Source organism: Mesorhizobium sp. WSM4813 (assembly GCF_055811555.1).
On record NZ_JBVVQU010000035.1, the window covers coordinates 16,352 to 35,206 of the forward strand.

The following is an 18,855-nucleotide window of genomic DNA, read 5'->3' on the forward strand; positions in this document are numbered from 1 at the left end:
CTTGCCGATTAGATCACGCCGCTCCAAACAAACGCAAGCGAGCCTTCCTTTCCAGGAAGGCCCGCCAGGATTGGAGACCGTCGGCGGTTATGCCTTGACGAAGTTATGCTCCGGACCAAACGGGAACTTGGTGATGTTTTCGGCGCCGTCCTCGGTCATGACAAGAATGTCGTGCTCACGGTAGCCGCCAGCACCAGGCAGCCCCTCCGGGATGGTCAGCATCGGTTCCATGGAGACAACCATGCTCGGTTGCAGCACCGTATTGATGTCTTCGCGCAGTTCGACGCCGGCTTCGCGGCCATAATAGTGCGACAGCACGCCAAAGGAGTGGCCGTAGCCGAACGAACGATAGCCGAGCAGATTGTGGCTGCGGTAGATTTCGTTCAACTCCGTCGCCACATCGCCGCAGCGTGCTCCGGGCCTCAGGAGTTCCAACCCACGACGGTGGACATCGCAGTTGATCTCCCAGATCCGCAAGTGTTCGTCGCTGGCATGGTCGAGGAACAGCGTGCGCTCAAGCGCTGTGTAGTAGCCCGAAATCATCGGGAAGCAGTTGAGCGACAGGATGTCGCCCTTCTGAACCTTGCGCGAGGTGACCGGGTTGTGTGCGCCGTCGGTGTTGATGCCCGACTGGAACCAGACCCAGGTGTCCATCAGTTCGGCATGCGGAAAGGTCTTGGCGATATGCCGTACCATGGATTGTGTGCCGGCCAGCGCGACTTCATACTCGGGAACGTTCTCGCGAATTGCATTGCGAATGGCGTCGCCGCCGATATCGGCGGTGCGCGCGCCTTCCTTGATCAGGACGATCTCCTCGGCCGATTTGATCGTGCGCAGCCACATGGTCGGCGCACCGACATCGACGAACTGGACGTCCGGGAAGGCCTCCTGCAGGAGCTTTCTGAACTCGAGATTGACGTGATCGAACTCGATGCCGATACGCTTCACGCTGGGCAGCGTCTGCTGCAAGGCATAGAAATAGTTGTCACTCTGCCAGTCGGTGTAGGTGATGTTGTCGCCGAAGGTACGGCGCCATGGCTGGCCGGCATCGATGCCGGCCGAGACCGACACTGCCTTCGCCGGGGTGACCACGAAGGCATAGCGGCGGCCGAAATAGCAGAACATAAAGTCCGAGAAATAGCAGATATTGTGGTAGGAGGTCAGCACCGCCGCGTCGAGCTTCAGCTCGGCCAGAATGCTGCGCAGCCCATCCTGACGGCGCGTCATCTCGGCGGCACTGAAGGTGGCGACAGCCTTCTCGCCATTGTGCATCTCCTGCAAACGCAGCAATTCGTTAGGCATGCCCTTGGCGTAGACGTTCATTCTTTCCTCCGCATCCAAATCGGGTTTCAGTTGGAAGCGGACTATAAGAATACGGTCCAGCCGCTGGAAATTAGAAGTCAATATCGGGGGATTAGTATTCCTAATCGAGGTCAGAGCCCCGCGCCCAGCGATTTCCATAACTTCTCTTAATGCAGGCATCAGGTGATTAAATTGTCCTTGATGCTCTCGCTGATAGTAGCTTCCTTGCATCAATATTGCAGGAAGCTCCCAGATGACCGACGACATGTTGCATGTGATGGCGTGGCACAATGGCGAAAAGGAGTATTCGCCCTTCTCGGACGCTGAGATGAATCGCCGGCAGGCAGACGTTCGGCGCTGGATGGCCGACAACAATGTGGACGCGGCCCTATTCACTTCCTACCATTGCATCAACTACTATTCCGGCTGGCTCTACTGCTACTTCGGCCGCAAATACGGCATGGTCATCGACCACGACAACGCCACGACCATTTCGGCCGGCATCGATGGCGGCCAGCCCTATCGCCGCAGCTTCGGCGACAACATTACCTACACAGACTGGCGTCGCGACAACTACTACCGCGCCGTGCGCCAGTTGACGGCGGGCGCCAAGCGCGTCGGCATCGAGTTCGACCATGTCAACCTCGACTTCCGCCGTCAGCTCGAAGAAGCGCTGCCAGGTGTCGAATTCGTCGATATTGCTCAGCCCTCGATGTGGATGCGCTCGATCAAGTCGATGGAAGAGCAGACGGTGATCCGCGAGGGCGCGCGCGTCTGCGACGTCGGCGGCGCGGCCTGCGTGGCGGCGGTGAAGGCCGGCGTTCCGGAGCACGAGGTGGCGATCGCCACCACCAATGCGATGGTTCGCGAAATCGCGAAATCGCACCCCTTCGTCGAACTGATGGACACCTGGACCTGGTTCCAATCGGGCATCAACACCGATGGCGCACATAATCCGGTCACGAACCGCGTCATGCGGGCCGGCGACATCCTGTCGCTCAACACCTTTCCGATGATCTTCGGTTATTACACCGCACTCGAACGGACGCTGTTCTGCGACTACGCCGACGATGCCAGCCTGGGCGTCTGGCAGAAGAATGTCGCCGTGCATCGCCGCGGCCTCGAGTTGATCAAGCCTGGCGTCCGTTGCAAGGACATCGCAACCGAGCTCAACGAAATGTACCGCGAGTGGGATCTCCTTAAATACCGCTCCTTCGGATATGGCCACTCCTTCGGTGTGCTCTGCCACTATTATGGCCGCGAGGCTGGCGTCGAGTTGCGTGAGGACATCGAAACAGTGCTGGAGCCCGGCATGGTGGTGTCGATGGAGCCGATGGTTATGCTGCCAGAAGGCACGCCAGGTGCGGGCGGCTACCGCGAGCATGACATCCTGATCGTCAAGGACCACGGCGCCGAAAACATCACCGGTTTTCCCTTCGGGCCGGAACACAACATCATCCGGAACTGACCAGGATGCACTACATCCCCCATGATTGGCATCGGGAGTGGTCGAGCCGGCGTGTCCGGCCCGACCCTTGTGCGACAGCACCGATCTATGGCCTGGCCTGTGAGATGATTGCCTTTCTCAGGCGAACATTTTTGGTCACAGCCCTGCAAGGCAAGGCGGCTTCCTCCACGCAACCAGTGCTCGCGCCACTAAATAAAGATGATGCCTGCCACAGGCCGGCCGACGTGCCGCGGAGCCCGCCCTTGGAGGGCTAACGAAGCGACAAGCTACGTAGCAGTCGCGGCGTCCTCGACCCCAGTCGATCTTTCCAGATGGAGACTGGGGTGGCCACAGACGGTTCCCACACCATCGATTGCTGGAGTTGCCGCAGCCTTGGCTTTGCGGTGCGATTGCCTGTCTCGGCCATACAAAGTCGGGCATCCGGAAACTCGTCTTGCGGGCCGGCAAGAACCTCAGCGCGGGAACTCTGTGTTAAGTGCCTCTACGATGCCGGCGACGCAGACATCCAGGAGGATCTCTCCCTTTTCCCGCGACGCTTCCTTGGGCGAAGACAGTGTGCCGCTCTTTGGCGTCCACTCCGGCTTGGGCGGATAGACGTCATAGGGCGGGAAACTGGCAGGGGGATGGTCAACGGCGCGCTCGAGATGGACAAGGTCCGGGTACAGCGCCAACATCAACGAGGTCTCCAGCACACCGCCGTGTTCCAGATCCCAACCGGTGAAGCCGTTCGGATAAAGCCGTGCGATCGTCGCCTTGTCGACGAAGTCCCAATAAGACAGCACCACGATCTTCATGTCGTCGATGCCGCCCCAGCGCAATTCGCGCAACGCAAGATCGATACCCTCGACGATGAACCATGAATTCTCGAAATGGCCATTCATCAGGCAAAGCCGCCGCACGCCGTGGCGGGCGAATTCCTTGATGACGTCGCGCAGTGCCGCAACCAGAGTCGCGCCGTCGAGGCTGGTGGTCCCTGGCAGATGGTTGCCGCCGCCCGATTTCTGATGCGACTTGTAGCCATAGGTAAAGGGCGGCGCGACGAGGGCGCCAGTCTGGACGGCAACCCGGCGTGAGAACTCGGTGGGCAAAAGCACATCGACATGCATCGGCATGTGGCATCCATGCTGCTCCATCGAACCGATCGGAATCAGGACAGGCACCGAACCGTCACGCACTTTGGCGTCGTAGTCTGGCCAGGTCAGTTCGGCAGCAAAGACCGTATCATTTTGCATTTTCATCTCCGCTTTCGAACGTTTGGGTTGATGATTTCGCTCAATTCATGCGATATGGAAAATTTATAATCGTCATTCTTCCATAAGGAATGGAAATCCGTGCGAAACATCGTCAACTTCCAGACCGACCTGTTGCGGACATTCGTCTCGGTCATCGATCTCGGCGCCTATACCAAGGCCGGCGAGGCGCTCGGCCGAACCCAACCGGCCATTTCGCTGCAGATTCGCCGTCTGGAGGATCTGGTCGGTGCTCCAATCATCAAGCAAGTCGGCCGTACGCTGCTGTTGACCGGCGAAGGCGAGATGCTCTTGAGCTATGCTCGCGAGATGCTGCGTCTCAATGACGAGGCAGCTTCCTATTTCAACCGCTCGAAGATCGCCGGCGTGCTACGCGTCGGCTTGCCCAACGACTATGCCGTTTCATTCCTTCAGGGCGTCATCACCGAGTATACGCGCCAGCACCAAGGCATTTCGCTGGAAATCCATTGTGGCTGGAGTGCCGAAATCCTCGATCGGCTTCGCGCCGACGAACTCGACCTGGCGGTGGCCATGGTCAACAATGAGCGTGCCCAATATCTGTCCCGCTCCTGGATCGAGCGGCCGATCTGGGCTGCAGCCGCCTCCAGCGAGCTCGACCTCGCCAAGGGCATTGCGCTTGCAGCCCACCCGGAAGGATGCGCATACCGCGCGCGCATGATCCAGGCACTCGACGCGGCGCAAATCCGCTGGCGCGTCGCTTACACGGGCTCCGGCATCGGCGGCTTGCAGAATGCGGTCGTCAACGGGCTCGGTGTCAGCGCGCTGACCCGGTACACCATGCTGCCCGGCATGCGAGCGCTCGACGACAGCGACGGCCTGCCGCCGCTCGCGGAAATCCGCGTCGGGCTGTTCTACAAGCACCCGCGCCTGTCTGACGCTGGCATCCGACTGGTCAACCACATCATCGCGCGGCTGGATGAAGCAGGCGTATCCGGCGACCCGGTGCGCCGCCCCATCGAACTCGATCGGCAATAAGGTTTGCAAATGCATTTATTATAAGAATTAATTTTTCAAATACATAGGAGCTTCTACCTTAGCGGAAACCAAAGCGCGAAGGGGAACCCCATGACAATAAGCAAGACCTTATCCGGCGTGCGTACGCGCCGCGACCTTTTGAAGGGCGCAAGCGTTCTCGCTGGTGGCGCTCTCGCTCTGCCGTACCTGAGCCGGCTGGCCTTTGCCGAACCTGTAGAGCTCAACATGCTCGCCTGGTATGGCCACGCCGAACCCGACGTGGTGGCGGAGTTCGAGGCGGCCAACAACGTCAAGTTCAAGCCAAAATACTATACCGGTGGCGACAACATGCTGGGCCTGATCTCGCAGTCGCCTCCCGGCACGTTCGACGTCATTCTGTCGGACGCCGAATATGTGCAGCAGCTAAACGCTGCCGGTTATATCGAGAAGCTCGATCCGGCTGACTATCCGTTTGACGATTTCTTTCCCGAATTCCAGCATTTCCCCGGCCACTGGCAGGGCAAAGACCTCTATTCGGTCATCACCCGCTTCGGCTTCCTGGGGGTCGCCTACAACACCGAGGCGATTACCGAAAAGGAAGCCTCGACCTACAACGTGTATTGGGCCGACAAGCTGAAAGGCAAGGTGGGTCATTTCGACTGGCACTTGCCCAATCTCGGCCAGATCAGCCTGTTGAACGGCAACACCACGCCCTATGACATCGACAGCGATGCCTGGGGCGCGCTGCAGGAGAAAGTGAAGACCCTGCGCCCGCAGATCGGCGGCTTTTTCGACTATGGCGGCACGTTCTCCTCACTGCAAAATGGCCAGATGTTGGCCATGGCCGGCATCGGCGACTGGATCACCGGCGCATTGGAGAAGGGTGGGGCGAAAGTCCGCACCGCCATTCCAGAGGAGGGCGGCCTGCAGTTCACCGAGTCCTTCTCCATCGGCAAGGGCTCCACCAAGGCCGACCTGGCCAAGAAATGGATTCAGTACATCACCTCGGCAAAAGGCCAGGTAAAGTCGGCCAATATGGCCGCCTATCCCTGTCTCATACCCAACAAGAAGGGCTGGGAATTGCTGGCCAAGGAAACACCGGCGGAAGCCAAGCGTCAGGGCATGCTGCTCAACGAGAGCAACGCCATGGATCTGATCCGCGCCGGACGCATCAAATACCGGCAGCTTCCGGTCCAGCAAAGCCTTGAGGACTGGAACGATTTCTGGTCCGATTACAAGGGCGCCTAGAATACTGAACCCGCGGTTCGGATAAGTTCGTCAAGCAGGAGGGGCGGGCCAATGCGCCCGCCCTTCACATTTGCGGTCTGTTGTGACCGCCCCATCAGATCAGCCATATTCAATCGGCAAAGCTCGCTCTCATGCGCAAATCGATCACCCTCTATGGCCTGACATTCTCACTGCCGATGCTGGCCTGGCAGGTGCTGTTCTTCCTTGCGCCGCTTGTCTTCCTGATCGCGCTCAGCTTCTGGACGGTCAAGAACTTCCGCATGGAACCGGATTTCAATCCGGACAACTGGACGAGGATGCTCGGCCGCGGCGTCTTCTGGGATGCCTATTTTCGCACGCTGTGGCTGTCTACAGTCGCCGCAATCATCACCAGCGCACTGGCTTTCCCCTGCGCCTATGGGATTGCCTTCAAACTATCGGAAACGGCACGGCGCTGGGCAGTGTTTCTGATGGTCATCCCGTTCTTCACGTCCTATCTCGTGCGGGTCTATTCCTGGCAAATCTTCTTGTCCGACAACGGCATCTTCAACGCGCTCTTTACCTATGTCGGCCTCGGCCCGTTCGGCATGCTGAATACGACCTTCGGCACGATGATCGGTTACCTGACCTTGAGCTTTCCGCTGGTGGTGCTTTTGCAATTGTTCAGCCTCGTTTTCGTCGACAGAACGCTGATCGAGGCTGCTCACAATCTGCGTTGCGGGCGGCTGCGCACCGTGTTCGAGATCGTCGTGCCTGCGGCAAGGGTCGGACTGGTGATCGCAGCCCTGTTCTGCTTCATTCTGACGTTCGGCGATTTCGTCACCCCGCTTTATCTCGGCGGTGGCGATCCGCCGACGCTCTCGATCCTGATTACTGATACGACCAAGTCGGGCCAGCAATGGCCGCGTGCTGCCGTCATCGCCCTGACCATGATCACGACCCTGCTTGCGGTGGCGTTCGCGGTCGTGACCTACGCCTACAGGGAGCGCGGACGATGAACGACTTGAACCGCAGCCGGCTGGTCGACTGGGCCTTGAGGCTCTACATCGTCCTGTCATTCGCCTTCATCTTTGCACCAATCGCGGCAAGCTTCGTCTTTTCGCTCAATGTCGACCGCTTCCCGTCGCTGCCGCTTGGTGGCTTCTCGACCATCTGGTACGAGGCCGTCTATGCCGACCCGCTGGTCTGGGAAGGTCTGCGCAACACCTTGATCGTCGGCGCCACAGTCTCGGTTTTGGCCACTGCGATCGGCTTTGGGGCGGCTTATACGGACTTCCGCTACAAATTCTTCGGCAAGCCGCTTTATGTGGCATTGGCGCTGCTGCCGCCGACCATTCCGGTGGTCATCCTCGGTCTCGCGATGCTGGCGTTCCTGTCGAACGTCCATCTGTCGGGTGAAATCCACTCCGTCATCATCGCCCATGTGGTGATGTGCGCCCCCTTTGCCATGGCGATCTGCCGGCTGCGCCTGTCGCAGATGGACCCCTCACTGGAAGCGGCGGCCTGGAACCTCGGCGCTTCCGAATGGATGGCCATGCGGCATGTCATCGTCCCCTTCTGCCGGCCTGCGATTTTCGCCGCTTTGTTCATCACCATGGCGGTGTCGTTCGACGAATTTGCCGTCGCCTGGTTCGTATCCGGCCTGCACGAAACGCTGCCGGTCAAGGTGCTCGGCTTCCTGCAAGGCCAGGTCAGCCCGCGCATCAACGTCATCGGCACGTTCGTCTTCCTCGCTTCGATGACGCTGGTAGTTCTCGCCCAGCTCCTCCTCATGAAACGCAATCCCGCCAAGACCGGCGGCAAAGCGGAGTCCAAGACATGACCGAAGAAGCACTTGTTGTCTTTGACGGCGTGGTCAAAACGTTTGGCAACTTCGTCGCCGTCGAACCTATGGACCTCGACATCCGCAAGGGCGAATTCCTGGCCATCATGGGCTCGAGCGGATGCGGCAAGACGACGACGCTCAGGATGCTCGCCGGTCTTGAGGCACCGACCGAGGGCGAAATCCGCTTGGCCGGCAAGCGCATCAACGACCTGCCGACCTGGCGGCGCGACACGCCAATGGTGTGGCAAAGCCTCGCGCTATTTCCTTTCCTGACCGTGCGCGAGAATGTCGAGTTTAGCCTGCGAATGCGCGGTATCGACAAGATCGAGCGTGGCCGGCGTGTCGACAAGTGGTTGGAGCGCATGCAGATCACTGAATTTGCCCAGCGCAACGTCGCGCATCTTTCCGGCGGGCAGCGCCAGCGCGTGGCGCTTGCCCGTTCGCTGGTGACAGAGCCGGAGATCCTGCTGCTCGACGAGCCACTGTCGGCGCTCGACGCGCATCTCAAGGTGCGCATGCAGACAGTGCTGTCGAACCTGCAGAAGGAGCTCGGCATTACCTTTGTCTATGTCACACACAGCCAATCCGAGGCCTTCTCGATGGCCGACCGCGTCGTTATCATGAGCCGTGGCCGTATCGAGCAGATCGGCAATCCGCAGGAAATCTACCGCGCTCCACGCACGCGCTTCGTCGCGGAATTCCTCGGCTCTTCGAATGTCTTCGCCGGCAAGGTGTCTGAGATCACCAGCAATTCTGTCAGGATCGCCACGTCGGCCGGACAGTTTGACGTCGCACCGAACCCTACCAAGGCGTTGGCGAAGGGCGACAAGGCGACCTTCGTTGTGTCGGGCGATCGCGTGCAGCTGAGCAATAGCCAGCCGAGCACCAGCAACGCCATGCGCGCCTCAGTGGTCGGCGAGGAATTTGTTGGCGCTACCGCCGTCATCCATCTGGAGGGCGACGACGGCCTGGAACTCAAGGCGCAGAAGAGCCACGACGAGTTGGAGCAGATGAACCTGACGCCCGGTGCCACGATCTGGGTCTCTTGGCGCGCTGAAGCGAGCCACATCCTGCCCGGAGAATAGGAGGCTGGCATTGCGGTTCGGATTCCTGCTCGCCCGAAATTTTACACTTTCGCCAATGTCGCTGTTCGTCGACACCCTGCGACTTGCTGGCGATGATGGCGACCGCAGCCGACGGGGTCGATTCGACTGGCAAATTCTCGGTGAGAAAGGCCTTCCGATCCGCTCGAGTTGCGGTGTGGAATTACTGCCCACCAAGCAAATCACCGATCCACAGGAATACGACAATATCGTTGTCGTCGGAGGGCTCCTCGACGGGCCCCCGAGCCTCAGTGCGGAAAAAGAGACCTTCCTGCGACGAGCGGCGCAGCGCAACATCCCGCTCACAGCTTTATGCACCGGCAGTTTCATACTGGCGCACCATGGTCTGCTCGACCAATATCGAGCCTGCGTGAGCTGGTTTCACATCAAAGAATTTCGGAATTCTTTCCCGCACGTTCGAGCGCATGCGGACACGTTGTTTTCAATCGACGGAAACCGGGCCACCTGCGCTGGCGGCGCTGGAGCAGCCGATCTTGCCAGCCACTTTGTGTCGAAGCACGTGGACAATAGAGCTGCCGAGAAGGCTGCAAAAATATTGGTTCTCGACAGAATCAGAACAGGCCGGGACGTGCAGCCAAACGGCGAGCTGTTCCCCAAGGCCAGAAGCCGCCACATAAGGCGCGCCTTGCTTCTGATGGAGAGCAATCTGCAGGAGAAAATCACCGTAGAAGGCTTGGCGGCCAAGCTTGGGATCTCGCGCCGCCAACTGGAGCGGCTGTTCGCGACTGAGGTGCAAACCAGCCCTATGGTGGCATATCTCGCGATACGTCTGCAGTATGCAAGAACGCTTTTGGAGACGAGCGATCTCCAAATCGGCGACATAGCTTACAGGTGTGGGTTTCCAAATGCCGGTCATTTCAGCCGGGTATATCGTCAGTACAAGGGGGTTGCGCCGTCAGAGCTTCGACGAGCCTAGGCCGTGTGCTGAGAAACGATGTCCGGCCTACAAGCGTCAGTTCGGTGGCCGGTAGCGTCCGCTTTAAGACAGTGGCACAGCTAACTTTGACGACCGAGTTCCGGCGCAGAGCTGCCATTCGCAACGCGGACAATGAATGTCACCGTTGGGTCACGGATTGGCGCTACCCGAAACAGAACCAGTGCGGCGTGTGCCTTTTCTCAGCGGATTTTCAAAACAGGTCCGTGACGCCTCCTGCGGTTAACCTCGCCTCGAGTGAACAAAATGAGAACAAATTTGTCAAGCCAGCCTTGACTGACGAGGAATATGTTCCTTATCTCAGATGCATCTGAGCAGGATGGGTTATGGGCAAGCGCCAAAACACGCCGGCCGGCGAAGCTATTTGTGAATTGGAACTAGTTGCCCAGCAGGCCATAGCTGCGGCAGGCGGAGATGCCGTGATTGCCCTGCTGAACGTGCTCATCCGGAATGCCGAACTCGAGCGCGAGCTTGCCTTGTCGCGGGCAGCTGTCTCGAGTGGCTTTTCTCGCGGCTGGCATAAGGCGCGACCCTAGCCATGGCAACAACAGCAGAGGACAATTTCCGGATCGAGGTTTGGGACCGCGAGGAGAAGGCGCTTGTCGAGACCATCTGTCGATCACCGGACTCATTTGTCAGCCAAACGGCCTGGCAAACCGCCATCCGACGTCGACCCGGTATGCTCCTGATCCACTACAACAGCCGGCATGTGATGGAAAAGATCATCACGCCGGGCGAGCCTACAGTGCCGCCGCAGACGATCGTTGAGGGCAGCGTACATGCCGGGCTGGACGTATCGCTGGGCGATCTTCGCGAATGGCACACATTACGCGCCTGGTGCAGAAACTGCTCACACCATGCGGAGGTAAAGGCGCCGGCCCTCATCGGGCGATACGGCAAGGACGCGCTGTTCAGCACCGTGGAAAGGGCGCTGATTTGCAAGAGCTGCGACCGAGGCGGCCCGGTGCGGCTGGAGATTCACAAGCTGCCGAGGAACTGAAAGGGATATGAGAGATGCAGAACCTGATCGTTTTTCTACAAACGAATTCGGCGCTTGTGCTGGCTAACCCAATAGCGTTTGCTACGGTCGCGGTCCTCTTTGGAGGTGGAGGCTTCCTAGTCGGGCGCTACTTTTTGACGGAGCGCATCGCAAATCTGGAAAGCCGCATTGCCAGGCGGGATGACGAGATTACGGCTCTCAAAGAGGGACGGTCATCCGCAGAGGAATCCAATCTGCCGATGGTGCCCATTATAGCCACCAAAGCCATGTGGGGAGAGGAAGAGATTACGTCGCTCACTGGGAGTCTATTCACCCACACTGAAGACAAGATACGTCTAAGTCAGTCGTGATAGGCAATTTGTTGCAAGTGGCCCGGCACTCCCTGCGATCCTGCGAGGATATGCGACAGGTGGATGCGCGTCTGGACGGAGGCTGCATTAGGGCAGCGTCGTCAGATCTGGTTAGGCGAACGATGCTGCCGACAAGCGCCAGTCGGCGACAAGCTCGACCCGAAAGCCGACCCGCTCGCCCGATGAGCGCAACGCGTTCTGGCGCATCGGCTTATGCCTTCGGCCCGAGAGATCAGCGACTCGCGGCCTGGCATGAATGGCTGCATACGGTCGGCAGTGAAAAGGGACGCCGTGCACTCCTCGCCTGGGTCCAGTCTAGAGGGCCGGGTTACTTCATGCGAACCTGTGCCACGCTGTCCCTGTAGTCCGCTTTCGGGTCGCCCATCCCGAGGAAAAGTTTCACCCCGGCGACGACGCTGGATGCATCTTTCCAGATTTCGGCGACCGCACGATCGAACCTGAGTAAGCACAGCTTCGGCTCTTCCTTGCCCCCTTCGAACCAAGCGGCGACAAAGCGGTTCCACAAGCGGTCGATGACTGCCCGATCATTGTCGATCCTCAGTGTGCCTTCGACAGTGGCGAATAGGTCGTGTCCCTTGGCGACATAGACTAGTGTCGCATCCTTTTCAGCTGCAATGGTTTCGGCCAGGTCGGTGTCCTTCGCCGTGAAGAAATAAATGACGATGCGGTCCCCATCGAACTGCGCTGTCATGGGACGAGGGCGGATGCCGGGGACGCCGATCGTTGCCGTCATGTCCGAACGGATCGAGTCCCAAAACTAGCTTTTGAATTCCGGATCTTTGTCGGGCATGGCTTCTCTCCTGTGAAATGCCAATCGCCGCGCGTCTGCCGTGGTTCCAAGCGTCTGCAGGCAACAGGCAGATCTGGCCCGACGCAGACGTACATGCGGCACGAGACTTCTGGTGCAGGGAAGCGGCCTGACCGGTTCCGCTACGCGTTTTATTCCATCCTCTCCGCTACCTTTCTCCGCACAGTGAGCATTGGTTCTGTATTGACGCGTAGTCGAGCGTATGCAGCAGCGGAAGGACGCGCTGCGGTCGCCAAACCCAAGCGGAAGATTCCTATGCTCTTCGACACAGCCGCCGCACTGCTCGACTGGCTTGGCTTGATCGTTTTTGCGATTTCGGGCGCGCTGGTCGCCTCGCGCAAGCAAATGGACGTAGTCGGCTTTGTCCTGCTCGGCACGGTGACGGGCATCGGCGGTGGCACGCTGCGCGACCTTCTTCTGGGCTTGAGCCCCGTTTTCTGGGTGCGGGAGCCTGCCGTTCTTCTCGCATGCGTCATCGTATCATGCGCAGTGTTTTTCACCGCTCACATCCCGCAGAGTCGCTACCGCTTGCTCCTGTGGCTCGATGCCCTCGGTTTGGCGCTCTTCGCGGTCACGGGTGCGGAGCGCGCTTTGCTTGCAGGCTCAGGCGCGGTGGTGGCGGTGGCTATGGGTGTGGTCACGGCCACCTTCGGCGGAATCATTCGTGACGTGCTGGGCAATGAAAGTCCAATAGTGCTTTCCCGTGAAGTCTATGTCACGGCAGCCCTTGCTGGGGCGATCGTCTTTGTTGTGCTTACGAATATCGGCTTAAGTCGCGAGGTCGTGCTCGGGGCAGGTCTCATTGCCGGGCTGCTCGTGCGCGGAATGGCTTTGCATAAGGGATGGTCGCTGCCACGCTATCGCGAGCGGCGGGGGCGAACGCCCGATGAGATCGACCGCCTGGATCGAAGTGCATAACGTCTCGAGACCTGAAGTCCGCCCCGGTCGTGCCTTCCCCAACGGGTCGAAACCCTCAGCCCACGTTGTCCGTGCTGTCCGGATCGATCGTCGTGATTGTTCTCTGGCACCGATCACGCGCCCTTGCTCGGCCCTTATCTGGCCGCACAACGCGAGATTAAGGGCGACGAATCCGCCCCACATGCAAAAGAAAGCGAACATCGGAGGGAATTGCGCTGCTTGTACTATCCGATGACGGCTTCAGGTGTTATCGACGCCTAGATGGATGACAGCAGCTTATGTGCGGCGCATCCCACCCGCCAAGATATATCTATAGCCGTGCGTCCTGCGAGATCGGATTGTCCGCGTCCTCTTGCCCTCCCATTTTCGATCGCCGAACTTTTCCATCCTGTCGGGCAGGAATGGAGACCATCCTCGTCCGGCGTCGGCGAAGGAAACGGGCCGAGCTGATCGTGACCGGTATAGCGGGGACCGGCACGCTGGCCCAGTTGCTGATCGGCAGCACCATAACCGCTCCTGTGCGGACGTCGCCGGTGCCGGTCCTGGTCGTGAAGAAGGGAGTGCTGGAGACGGAGGGCCGAGCGGCCGTGGCTACCGACCTATCGGACTCGTCAAAGCCTGCCTTGGTCGGGCTGCGATGGTTTGGGTTTCGACGTCTTGAGCTGTTCAACGCGTTCGATCCGCCCTATCGCCGTTTGGTGGACGACAAGGCAGCTTACGACAGCCGGTTCGAGGAGAGTGCGGTCGAGCAGTGCCGGGATTTCGTCCGAGATGTAGCAGGCGCGGATGCAGTCTCCATGACTGTGGTCATTGCCCGGTGGGGGGACCCGGTGAGTGGACTCAAGGCCCTGACGAATGAAGCCGATACCGATCTCGTCATCGCAGGCACGCACGGACGAACCGGCTTGATGCGCGCCCTTTTGGGTAGCGTCGCCTCACGCATACTGCATGATGTCCCCTGCGATGTACTGGTCGTGCCGAGCCGTGCGCGTTAACACTCCCGCTGCGCTCGACGCATGATGCGTGCGTCCAGCTTCTCATCTTGCTACTGAGGATGGTTCCCACGCGGGCGTTGATGCCTGAACCTCCGCGCGGCTAGCTCATCTGGTAGCCGCTGGAGGGATGGCGCGCCGACCTAGGACGCAGCTAGTCTCAGGAAGTTGTGACATTGCCTTCACAAAGGTCCATAGTCGGTTGCGGGCGTGGGAAACACCGAGCGCAATGGATTGCTCCCATGGCTAAATTCGATGTCGGCTACCTCGTAGGCAGTCTTGCCTCCCGATCGATCAACCGTCGGCTGGCATCAGCTCTCGTCAAGCTGGCTCCGCCAGATCTGGCGCTCCGGGAGATCCCCATACGGGACCTGCCGCTCTACAGCTACGACTATGACTCCGACTATCCAGAGGTGGCCAAGCGTTTCAAGGAAGCTATCACGGGCGTCGATGCCGTGCTGTTCGTCACGCCAGAATATAACCGCTCTATACCCGGCGCTCTGAAGAACGCGATCGACTGGGCGAGCCGCCCGTACGGCCAGAACGTGTTCACGAGAAAGCCTTCCGCCGTGATCGGAACATCGCCTGGCTCGATCGGCACTGCCGTCGGGCAGCAGCACCTTCGCAGTATCCTCAGTTTCTGTAATTCCCCGCAGATGAACGCGCCGGAAGCCTACATCCAGTTCACGCCAGACTTGATCAGCGATGACGGGCAAGTGTCCAAGGAATCCACGGCCGAGTTCCTGAGAACGTTCATGGCGGAGTTTCGCGTCTTCATCGAGCGGGTGCTTACTGTGCTCCCGCGCCAGAGCTGAAGCGGCCGACCCGTCGACAGGGCGCGGCAGATAGCCACGTGCGGCGGCACGATGATTTCGTCAAAGTCACCACCCGCCACGGTCGTAGCCGGAATCCGAGTCGCGGGAAACGGCACGACAGCGGCCACCCACGAGCATCATGGCGCGAGCGGTATTGTGGCGCTTGACTTTCCGTCCTCGCCACCCCACGTTCTCAGCATGTCGACCGAGCGCTTCACACTTTTCTTTACGCGGGTGTGCCCCATCGCGGGCTACTGACCCCCGGCTCGGTCGCGTCGCGATCCGGCCGCGGGGCATAGGTTCCTTGCTACCGTACTCCGGGACGCGACGAGCTTCACACGGCGACACCAATCCAACGACGAAAATCAATACCGCGGGCGCGCTGCGCACGGCGGTGGAATTCTTTAGGAGGCCGAGATGGCTCCCGATAACAAGAGACAGCGCAAGCCGGCGATTTCGATAACGCGCTCCGACTACGAGCGGCTGTCGCGTCTGGCCCAATCCTATGCCGCGAGAAATCCAGATGTCGCGGATGAACTTCTGGCCGAACTCGATCGCGCGCGTGTCGTGGGAGATGGGCGGATCGCCTCGGAGACGGTTCGCATGGGCTCGACCTTGCGCTTCACGAGCGATCTTGGTGAAGACATGCGCGTGACGCTGGTCTTCCCCGGCGAGGCGGATATCTCAGAAGGCAAGATCTCGATCCTCACGCCCATTGGCGCGGCGCTGATCGGCCTTTCGGCGGGGCAGTCAATCGACTGGACCGCTCGTGACGGGCGTATCCATCGCCTGAAGGTGGAATCCGTCGAGGCTCCGATTCAGCCTTCGGCGCAACCAGCCGCCATCGAACTGCGGCCGGCGACATGACGAAGGTCCGGCCGACCTGCCGCCTCTCGCTGTTCGGAGGCTGCCTCATCGCAGGATCGTAACCCCTGCGCCGCCAAGGGCGGCCAGGGGATTCTCCGTTCCGTTTCAATGCAACCGCTCCCGGCAAGGAGCGATGGAGAACTGCGATGTCGACCGAAACCTGTATTCTCACCACGAAAGATCTCACCATCCTCGAGGTCATGCGGGATCGCTGCCTTGGCAGGGATGACCCGCTGGCACCGATCCTGAAGAGGAAAATCGAGAGCGCCCAAGTGGTTTTCCGCGATGACGTTCCCGTTGACGTCGCCACGCTCAGCAGCCGCGTTACGTTCAGGGTTGATGGGCGCGACCCCGATACGCGCATTCTCTCGCACGACCGCATGAACGGGGCAGCCGGCCTGTTCCTGCCTATCACCACGCCGAGAGCGCTGGCCCTCCTTGGACTCACCGAGGGTCAGGACTTCCTTCTGACAGACCGCGAAGGGCGAGAGGAGCGAGTCTTGCTCCAAAAGGTGCAATACCAGCCGGAAGCAGCGAGACGCGAAAGAGAAGCTTTGGCCAGCTTCTCCGCTCCAGCGCAGCGCGAGCCGTCGCTGAAGCTGATCCGTGGCGCCATCTACGACCAGCCCCGGCTGGAGCGTATCGGACCGGACGGTTTCGACGATCCAGGGCCCTCCGCAGCGTGACGTCGGCCCGAGGGGCGGGCCCACATGGCCCGTCCCTCGGCTGCCGTTTCGAGCAAGAGAGGGCATCTGGAGCAAACGGGTTTCTCTATCCCAGCCGGAGGCGAAGTGATGAACAAGCCGAATCTGCCCCCCGTCACATTGTCTAAAGGCGACCACAAGCGCCTGCAGATGATCGCGCGTTCACTTGCCGAACAGTGGCATCCGTTGGCTACTGCCCTCCTGCAAGAGCTTGGCCGCGCGGAATTGCGCGAGCCGGATGACATCCTGGAAGGGACGGTGGCCCTCGATGGCCTCGTTACCTACAGGATCGATGGCGCGGATCGTGCTGAACGGCAGTACCTGATTCACCCCGAATACAGGATGTGGCCGCCTGCGGAGATATCCGTGACCACGCCGCTCGGAATCACGCTGCTGGGGCTGTCTACAGGCCACCGCATGCCCATCATCGGCAGCGCACTTCGAGAGCCGCCTTGGGTGGAGGTGGTCGCGGTTGGTCGTGCGGCAACGAGTGGCCTCGCGCGCCGGCCAGCCTTTGCGCGAGTATCGTCTCGATCGTTGGCGGATTGGTGTCGATAGCTTAAAGAACCCTATAGTGCCGCCCAGTCACAAGGAGAGTGATGGAGCTTTACACGCTACTTGTGATCATAGCCCTACCATTCGTGGCAGGCTTGGCGTCAATTCTTCTTCCGGCGGATTCGCGCACGCCTGCGACCTGGCTCGCAGGAGCGACGACGGCGGCTTGCCTCGCATTGACCCTTTCGCTCTATCCAGCGGTCCGTGGCGGAGGGATCGTAAGGCATCGCCTCGAATGGATCCCCTCGCTTGGTCTCGAGTTCACGCTGAGGATGGATGGTTTCGCGTGGATCTTCGCATCTCTGATCAGCGGCATAGGCTTCCTCGTCGTGCTCTACGCGCGATATTACATCTCGCCAGAGGATCCGGTCCGCAGATTCTATTTTTTTCTTCTTGGCCTTCACCGGCTCGATGCTCGGTGTCGTACTTTCCGGCAATCTGATCTTGCTGGTCGTTTTCTGGGAACTCACCAGCATCTTCTCGTTCCTGCTCATTGGCTATTGGCATCATAGTCAGGCGGGCCGTGACGGTGCCCGCATGGCGCTGACGACAACCGCCATCGGCGGCCTGGCGCTGCTGGCGGGCATTCTCGTGGTTGGCCACATCGTCGGCAGCTACGACCTCGACGCCGTTCTGGCTGCCGGCGACCGGGAACGTCGCCATGACCTGTATGTTCCCGCCCTCCTGCTGATCCTGCTCGGCACGTTCACCAAGAGCGCGCAGTTCCCTTTCCACTTCTGGTTGCCCAACGCCATGGCCGCGCCGACGCCCATATCGGCATTCCTCCATTCGGCGACCATGGTCAAGGCGGGAGTGTTCCTCATGGCACGACTATGGCCGGTGCTCTCGGGCACGCCGGAATGGTTCGTGATCGTGGGCCTTGCGGGCACGATCTCGCTGGTGCTCGGGGCCTATCTCGCCATGTTCCAGCAGGACCTTAAGGGACTGCTGGCCTATTCCACGATCAGCCACTTGGGGTTGATCGCACTGCTCTTGAGCCTTGGCAGTCCGCTCGGCCTGGTCGCTGCGATTTTCCATTGCTCAACCATGCCACTTTCAAGGCGTCATTGTTCATGGCGGCCGGGATTATCGACCACGAGGCTGGGACGCGGGATCTCCGGCGACTCTCCGGCCTGTTCCGCTACACGCCGGTCACGGGCACGCTGGCCATGGTGGCAAGCGCCGCCATGGCGGGCGTCCCACTGCTGAACGGCTTCCTGTCGAAAGAGATGTTCTTCGCGGCAGCGGTCGAGACCCATGCCGACTCGTGGGTAGACACTATCGCGCCGTATGCGGCCGTGCTCGGAAGCGCCCTTGCGGTCACGTATTCCATCCGCCTGATCCATTCGATCTTCCTCGGCGCGCCTCCTCCGGAGAGCTTTCCGCGCGCGCCGCACTGCGACTCCGTCCTTGCGACCCTGGACCACTTTCCGGTCGCCCGTTCAAAAGGCTCGGTCGGCCGACGAACGCGACCCATTGCGGTTGCAAATCAATACGGTCACCAAAGTGTCGCGACTGGCTCTGTTGTTCTCAGGTCCGCAGATCCGAAAATTGGCTGAAGGTGAGGAAGATATCTCCTGTCGTGCCGCTTGCGCGCGGCCGTCCGTCTTGAGGGAACTAAGCCTTTAGCTTCAGTGTCAAGTGCAAGGTCGACGGCACGGAGGGAGTTCATGGTCAACCCATTCTTTACGGTCGGACATTCAAACCTGAGCCTCTCCGC

General features: G+C 60.0%; 19 protein-coding genes and 1 pseudogene. 17 read left to right on the top strand and 3 right to left on the bottom strand.

Annotated elements, in window-relative coordinates; translation table 11 throughout:
- Positions 1–87: 87 nt before the first annotated feature.
- Positions 88–1,302: a M24 family metallopeptidase gene (locus tag AC0L25_RS20270; RefSeq protein WP_473597201.1), complete on the bottom strand. Its 1,215-nt coding sequence runs from the start codon at positions 1,300–1,302 to the stop codon at positions 88–90.
- Between the two features lie 253 nt (positions 1,303–1,555).
- Here AC0L25_RS20270 and AC0L25_RS20275 point away from each other — a divergent pair, with 253 nt between their 5' ends.
- Positions 1,556–2,770: a M24 family metallopeptidase gene (locus tag AC0L25_RS20275; RefSeq protein WP_473597151.1), complete on the top strand. Its 1,215-nt coding sequence runs from the start codon at positions 1,556–1,558 to the stop codon at positions 2,768–2,770.
- 452 nt (positions 2,771–3,222) lie between these two features.
- Here the strand turns inward: AC0L25_RS20275 and AC0L25_RS20280 are convergent, their stop codons facing one another.
- The gene (locus tag AC0L25_RS20280; RefSeq protein ID WP_473597152.1) at positions 3,223–4,002 is read right to left on the bottom strand and encodes a creatininase; all 780 of its coding nucleotides are present in this window, start codon (positions 4,000–4,002) and stop codon (positions 3,223–3,225) included.
- A gap of 99 nt (positions 4,003–4,101) precedes the next feature.
- Here AC0L25_RS20280 and AC0L25_RS20285 point away from each other — a divergent pair, with 99 nt between their 5' ends.
- From AC0L25_RS20285 to AC0L25_RS20325, 9 genes are all read left to right on the top strand, one after another.
- Positions 4,102–5,016 carry a LysR substrate-binding domain-containing protein gene (locus tag AC0L25_RS20285; RefSeq protein WP_473597153.1) on the top strand — a complete coding sequence of 305 codons (915 nt, stop codon included), beginning with the start codon at positions 4,102–4,104 and terminating at the stop codon, positions 5,014–5,016.
- Positions 5,017–5,106: 90 nt separating this feature from the next.
- Positions 5,107–6,243 carry an extracellular solute-binding protein gene (locus AC0L25_RS20290; RefSeq protein WP_473597154.1) on the top strand — a complete coding sequence of 379 codons (1,137 nt, stop codon included), beginning with the start codon at positions 5,107–5,109 and terminating at the stop codon, positions 6,241–6,243.
- A gap of 131 nt (positions 6,244–6,374) precedes the next feature.
- Positions 6,375–7,220: an ABC transporter permease gene (locus AC0L25_RS20295; RefSeq protein ID WP_473597155.1), complete on the top strand. Its 846-nt coding sequence runs from the start codon at positions 6,375–6,377 to the stop codon at positions 7,218–7,220.
- Complete coding sequence (locus tag AC0L25_RS20300; RefSeq protein WP_473597156.1) at positions 7,217–8,044, top strand: ABC transporter permease; 828 nt, start codon at positions 7,217–7,219, stop codon at positions 8,042–8,044. Before AC0L25_RS20295 ends, AC0L25_RS20300 begins: the two co-directional genes overlap by 4 nt.
- Complete coding sequence (locus tag AC0L25_RS20305) at positions 8,041–9,132, top strand: ABC transporter ATP-binding protein (protein ID WP_473597157.1); 1,092 nt, start codon at positions 8,041–8,043, stop codon at positions 9,130–9,132. Before AC0L25_RS20300 ends, AC0L25_RS20305 begins: the two co-directional genes overlap by 4 nt.
- Positions 9,133–9,142: 10 nt before the next feature.
- Complete coding sequence (locus AC0L25_RS20310) at positions 9,143–10,087, top strand: GlxA family transcriptional regulator (RefSeq protein WP_473597158.1); 945 nt, start codon at positions 9,143–9,145, stop codon at positions 10,085–10,087.
- 344 nt (positions 10,088–10,431) lie between these two features.
- Positions 10,432–10,641: a hypothetical protein gene (locus AC0L25_RS20315; protein WP_473597159.1), complete on the top strand. Its 210-nt coding sequence runs from the start codon at positions 10,432–10,434 to the stop codon at positions 10,639–10,641.
- A 2-nt stretch (positions 10,642–10,643) separates the two neighbouring features.
- Positions 10,644–11,105: a hypothetical protein gene (locus AC0L25_RS20320; RefSeq protein ID WP_473597160.1), complete on the top strand. Its 462-nt coding sequence runs from the start codon at positions 10,644–10,646 to the stop codon at positions 11,103–11,105.
- A gap of 14 nt (positions 11,106–11,119) precedes the next feature.
- Entirely contained in the window at positions 11,120–11,455 is a 336-nt protein-coding gene (locus AC0L25_RS20325; protein ID WP_473597161.1) for a hypothetical protein, read from the top strand.
- Positions 11,456–11,783: 328 nt separating this feature from the next.
- Here AC0L25_RS20325 and AC0L25_RS20330 read toward each other — a convergent pair whose 3' ends face one another.
- Complete coding sequence (locus AC0L25_RS20330; protein WP_473597162.1) at positions 11,784–12,209, bottom strand: pyridoxamine 5'-phosphate oxidase family protein; 426 nt, start codon at positions 12,207–12,209, stop codon at positions 11,784–11,786.
- A gap of 330 nt (positions 12,210–12,539) precedes the next feature.
- On the opposite strand from AC0L25_RS20330, the gene AC0L25_RS20335 reads away from it, so the two are divergent.
- From AC0L25_RS20335 to AC0L25_RS20365, 7 genes and pseudogenes are all read left to right on the top strand, one after another.
- Positions 12,540–13,202 (top strand): trimeric intracellular cation channel family protein, encoded by a 663-nt coding sequence (locus tag AC0L25_RS20335; protein ID WP_473597163.1) that lies wholly within the window; start codon positions 12,540–12,542, stop codon positions 13,200–13,202.
- A gap of 401 nt (positions 13,203–13,603) precedes the next feature.
- Complete coding sequence (locus AC0L25_RS20340) at positions 13,604–14,197, top strand: universal stress protein (protein ID WP_473597164.1); 594 nt, start codon at positions 13,604–13,606, stop codon at positions 14,195–14,197.
- A gap of 239 nt (positions 14,198–14,436) precedes the next feature.
- Positions 14,437–15,009, top strand: a complete 573-nt coding sequence (locus AC0L25_RS20345) for an NADPH-dependent FMN reductase (protein WP_473597165.1) — start codon at positions 14,437–14,439, stop codon at positions 15,007–15,009.
- 417 nt (positions 15,010–15,426) lie between these two features.
- Positions 15,427–15,876, top strand: a complete 450-nt coding sequence (gene rnk, locus AC0L25_RS20350) for a nucleoside diphosphate kinase regulator (protein ID WP_473597166.1) — start codon at positions 15,427–15,429, stop codon at positions 15,874–15,876.
- 146 nt (positions 15,877–16,022) lie between these two features.
- A complete protein-coding gene (locus AC0L25_RS20355) occupies positions 16,023–16,562 on the top strand; it encodes a GreA/GreB family elongation factor (RefSeq protein WP_473597167.1) in 540 nt (179 codons plus the stop codon).
- Between the two features lie 108 nt (positions 16,563–16,670).
- Positions 16,671–17,138: a GreA/GreB family elongation factor gene (locus tag AC0L25_RS20360; RefSeq protein ID WP_473597168.1), complete on the top strand. Its 468-nt coding sequence runs from the start codon at positions 16,671–16,673 to the stop codon at positions 17,136–17,138.
- Between the two features lie 41 nt (positions 17,139–17,179).
- Positions 17,180–18,532 (top strand): annotated as a pseudogene (locus AC0L25_RS20365) (proton-conducting transporter transmembrane domain-containing protein); the annotation flags it as partial.
- Positions 18,533–18,855 lie beyond the last annotated feature (323 nt).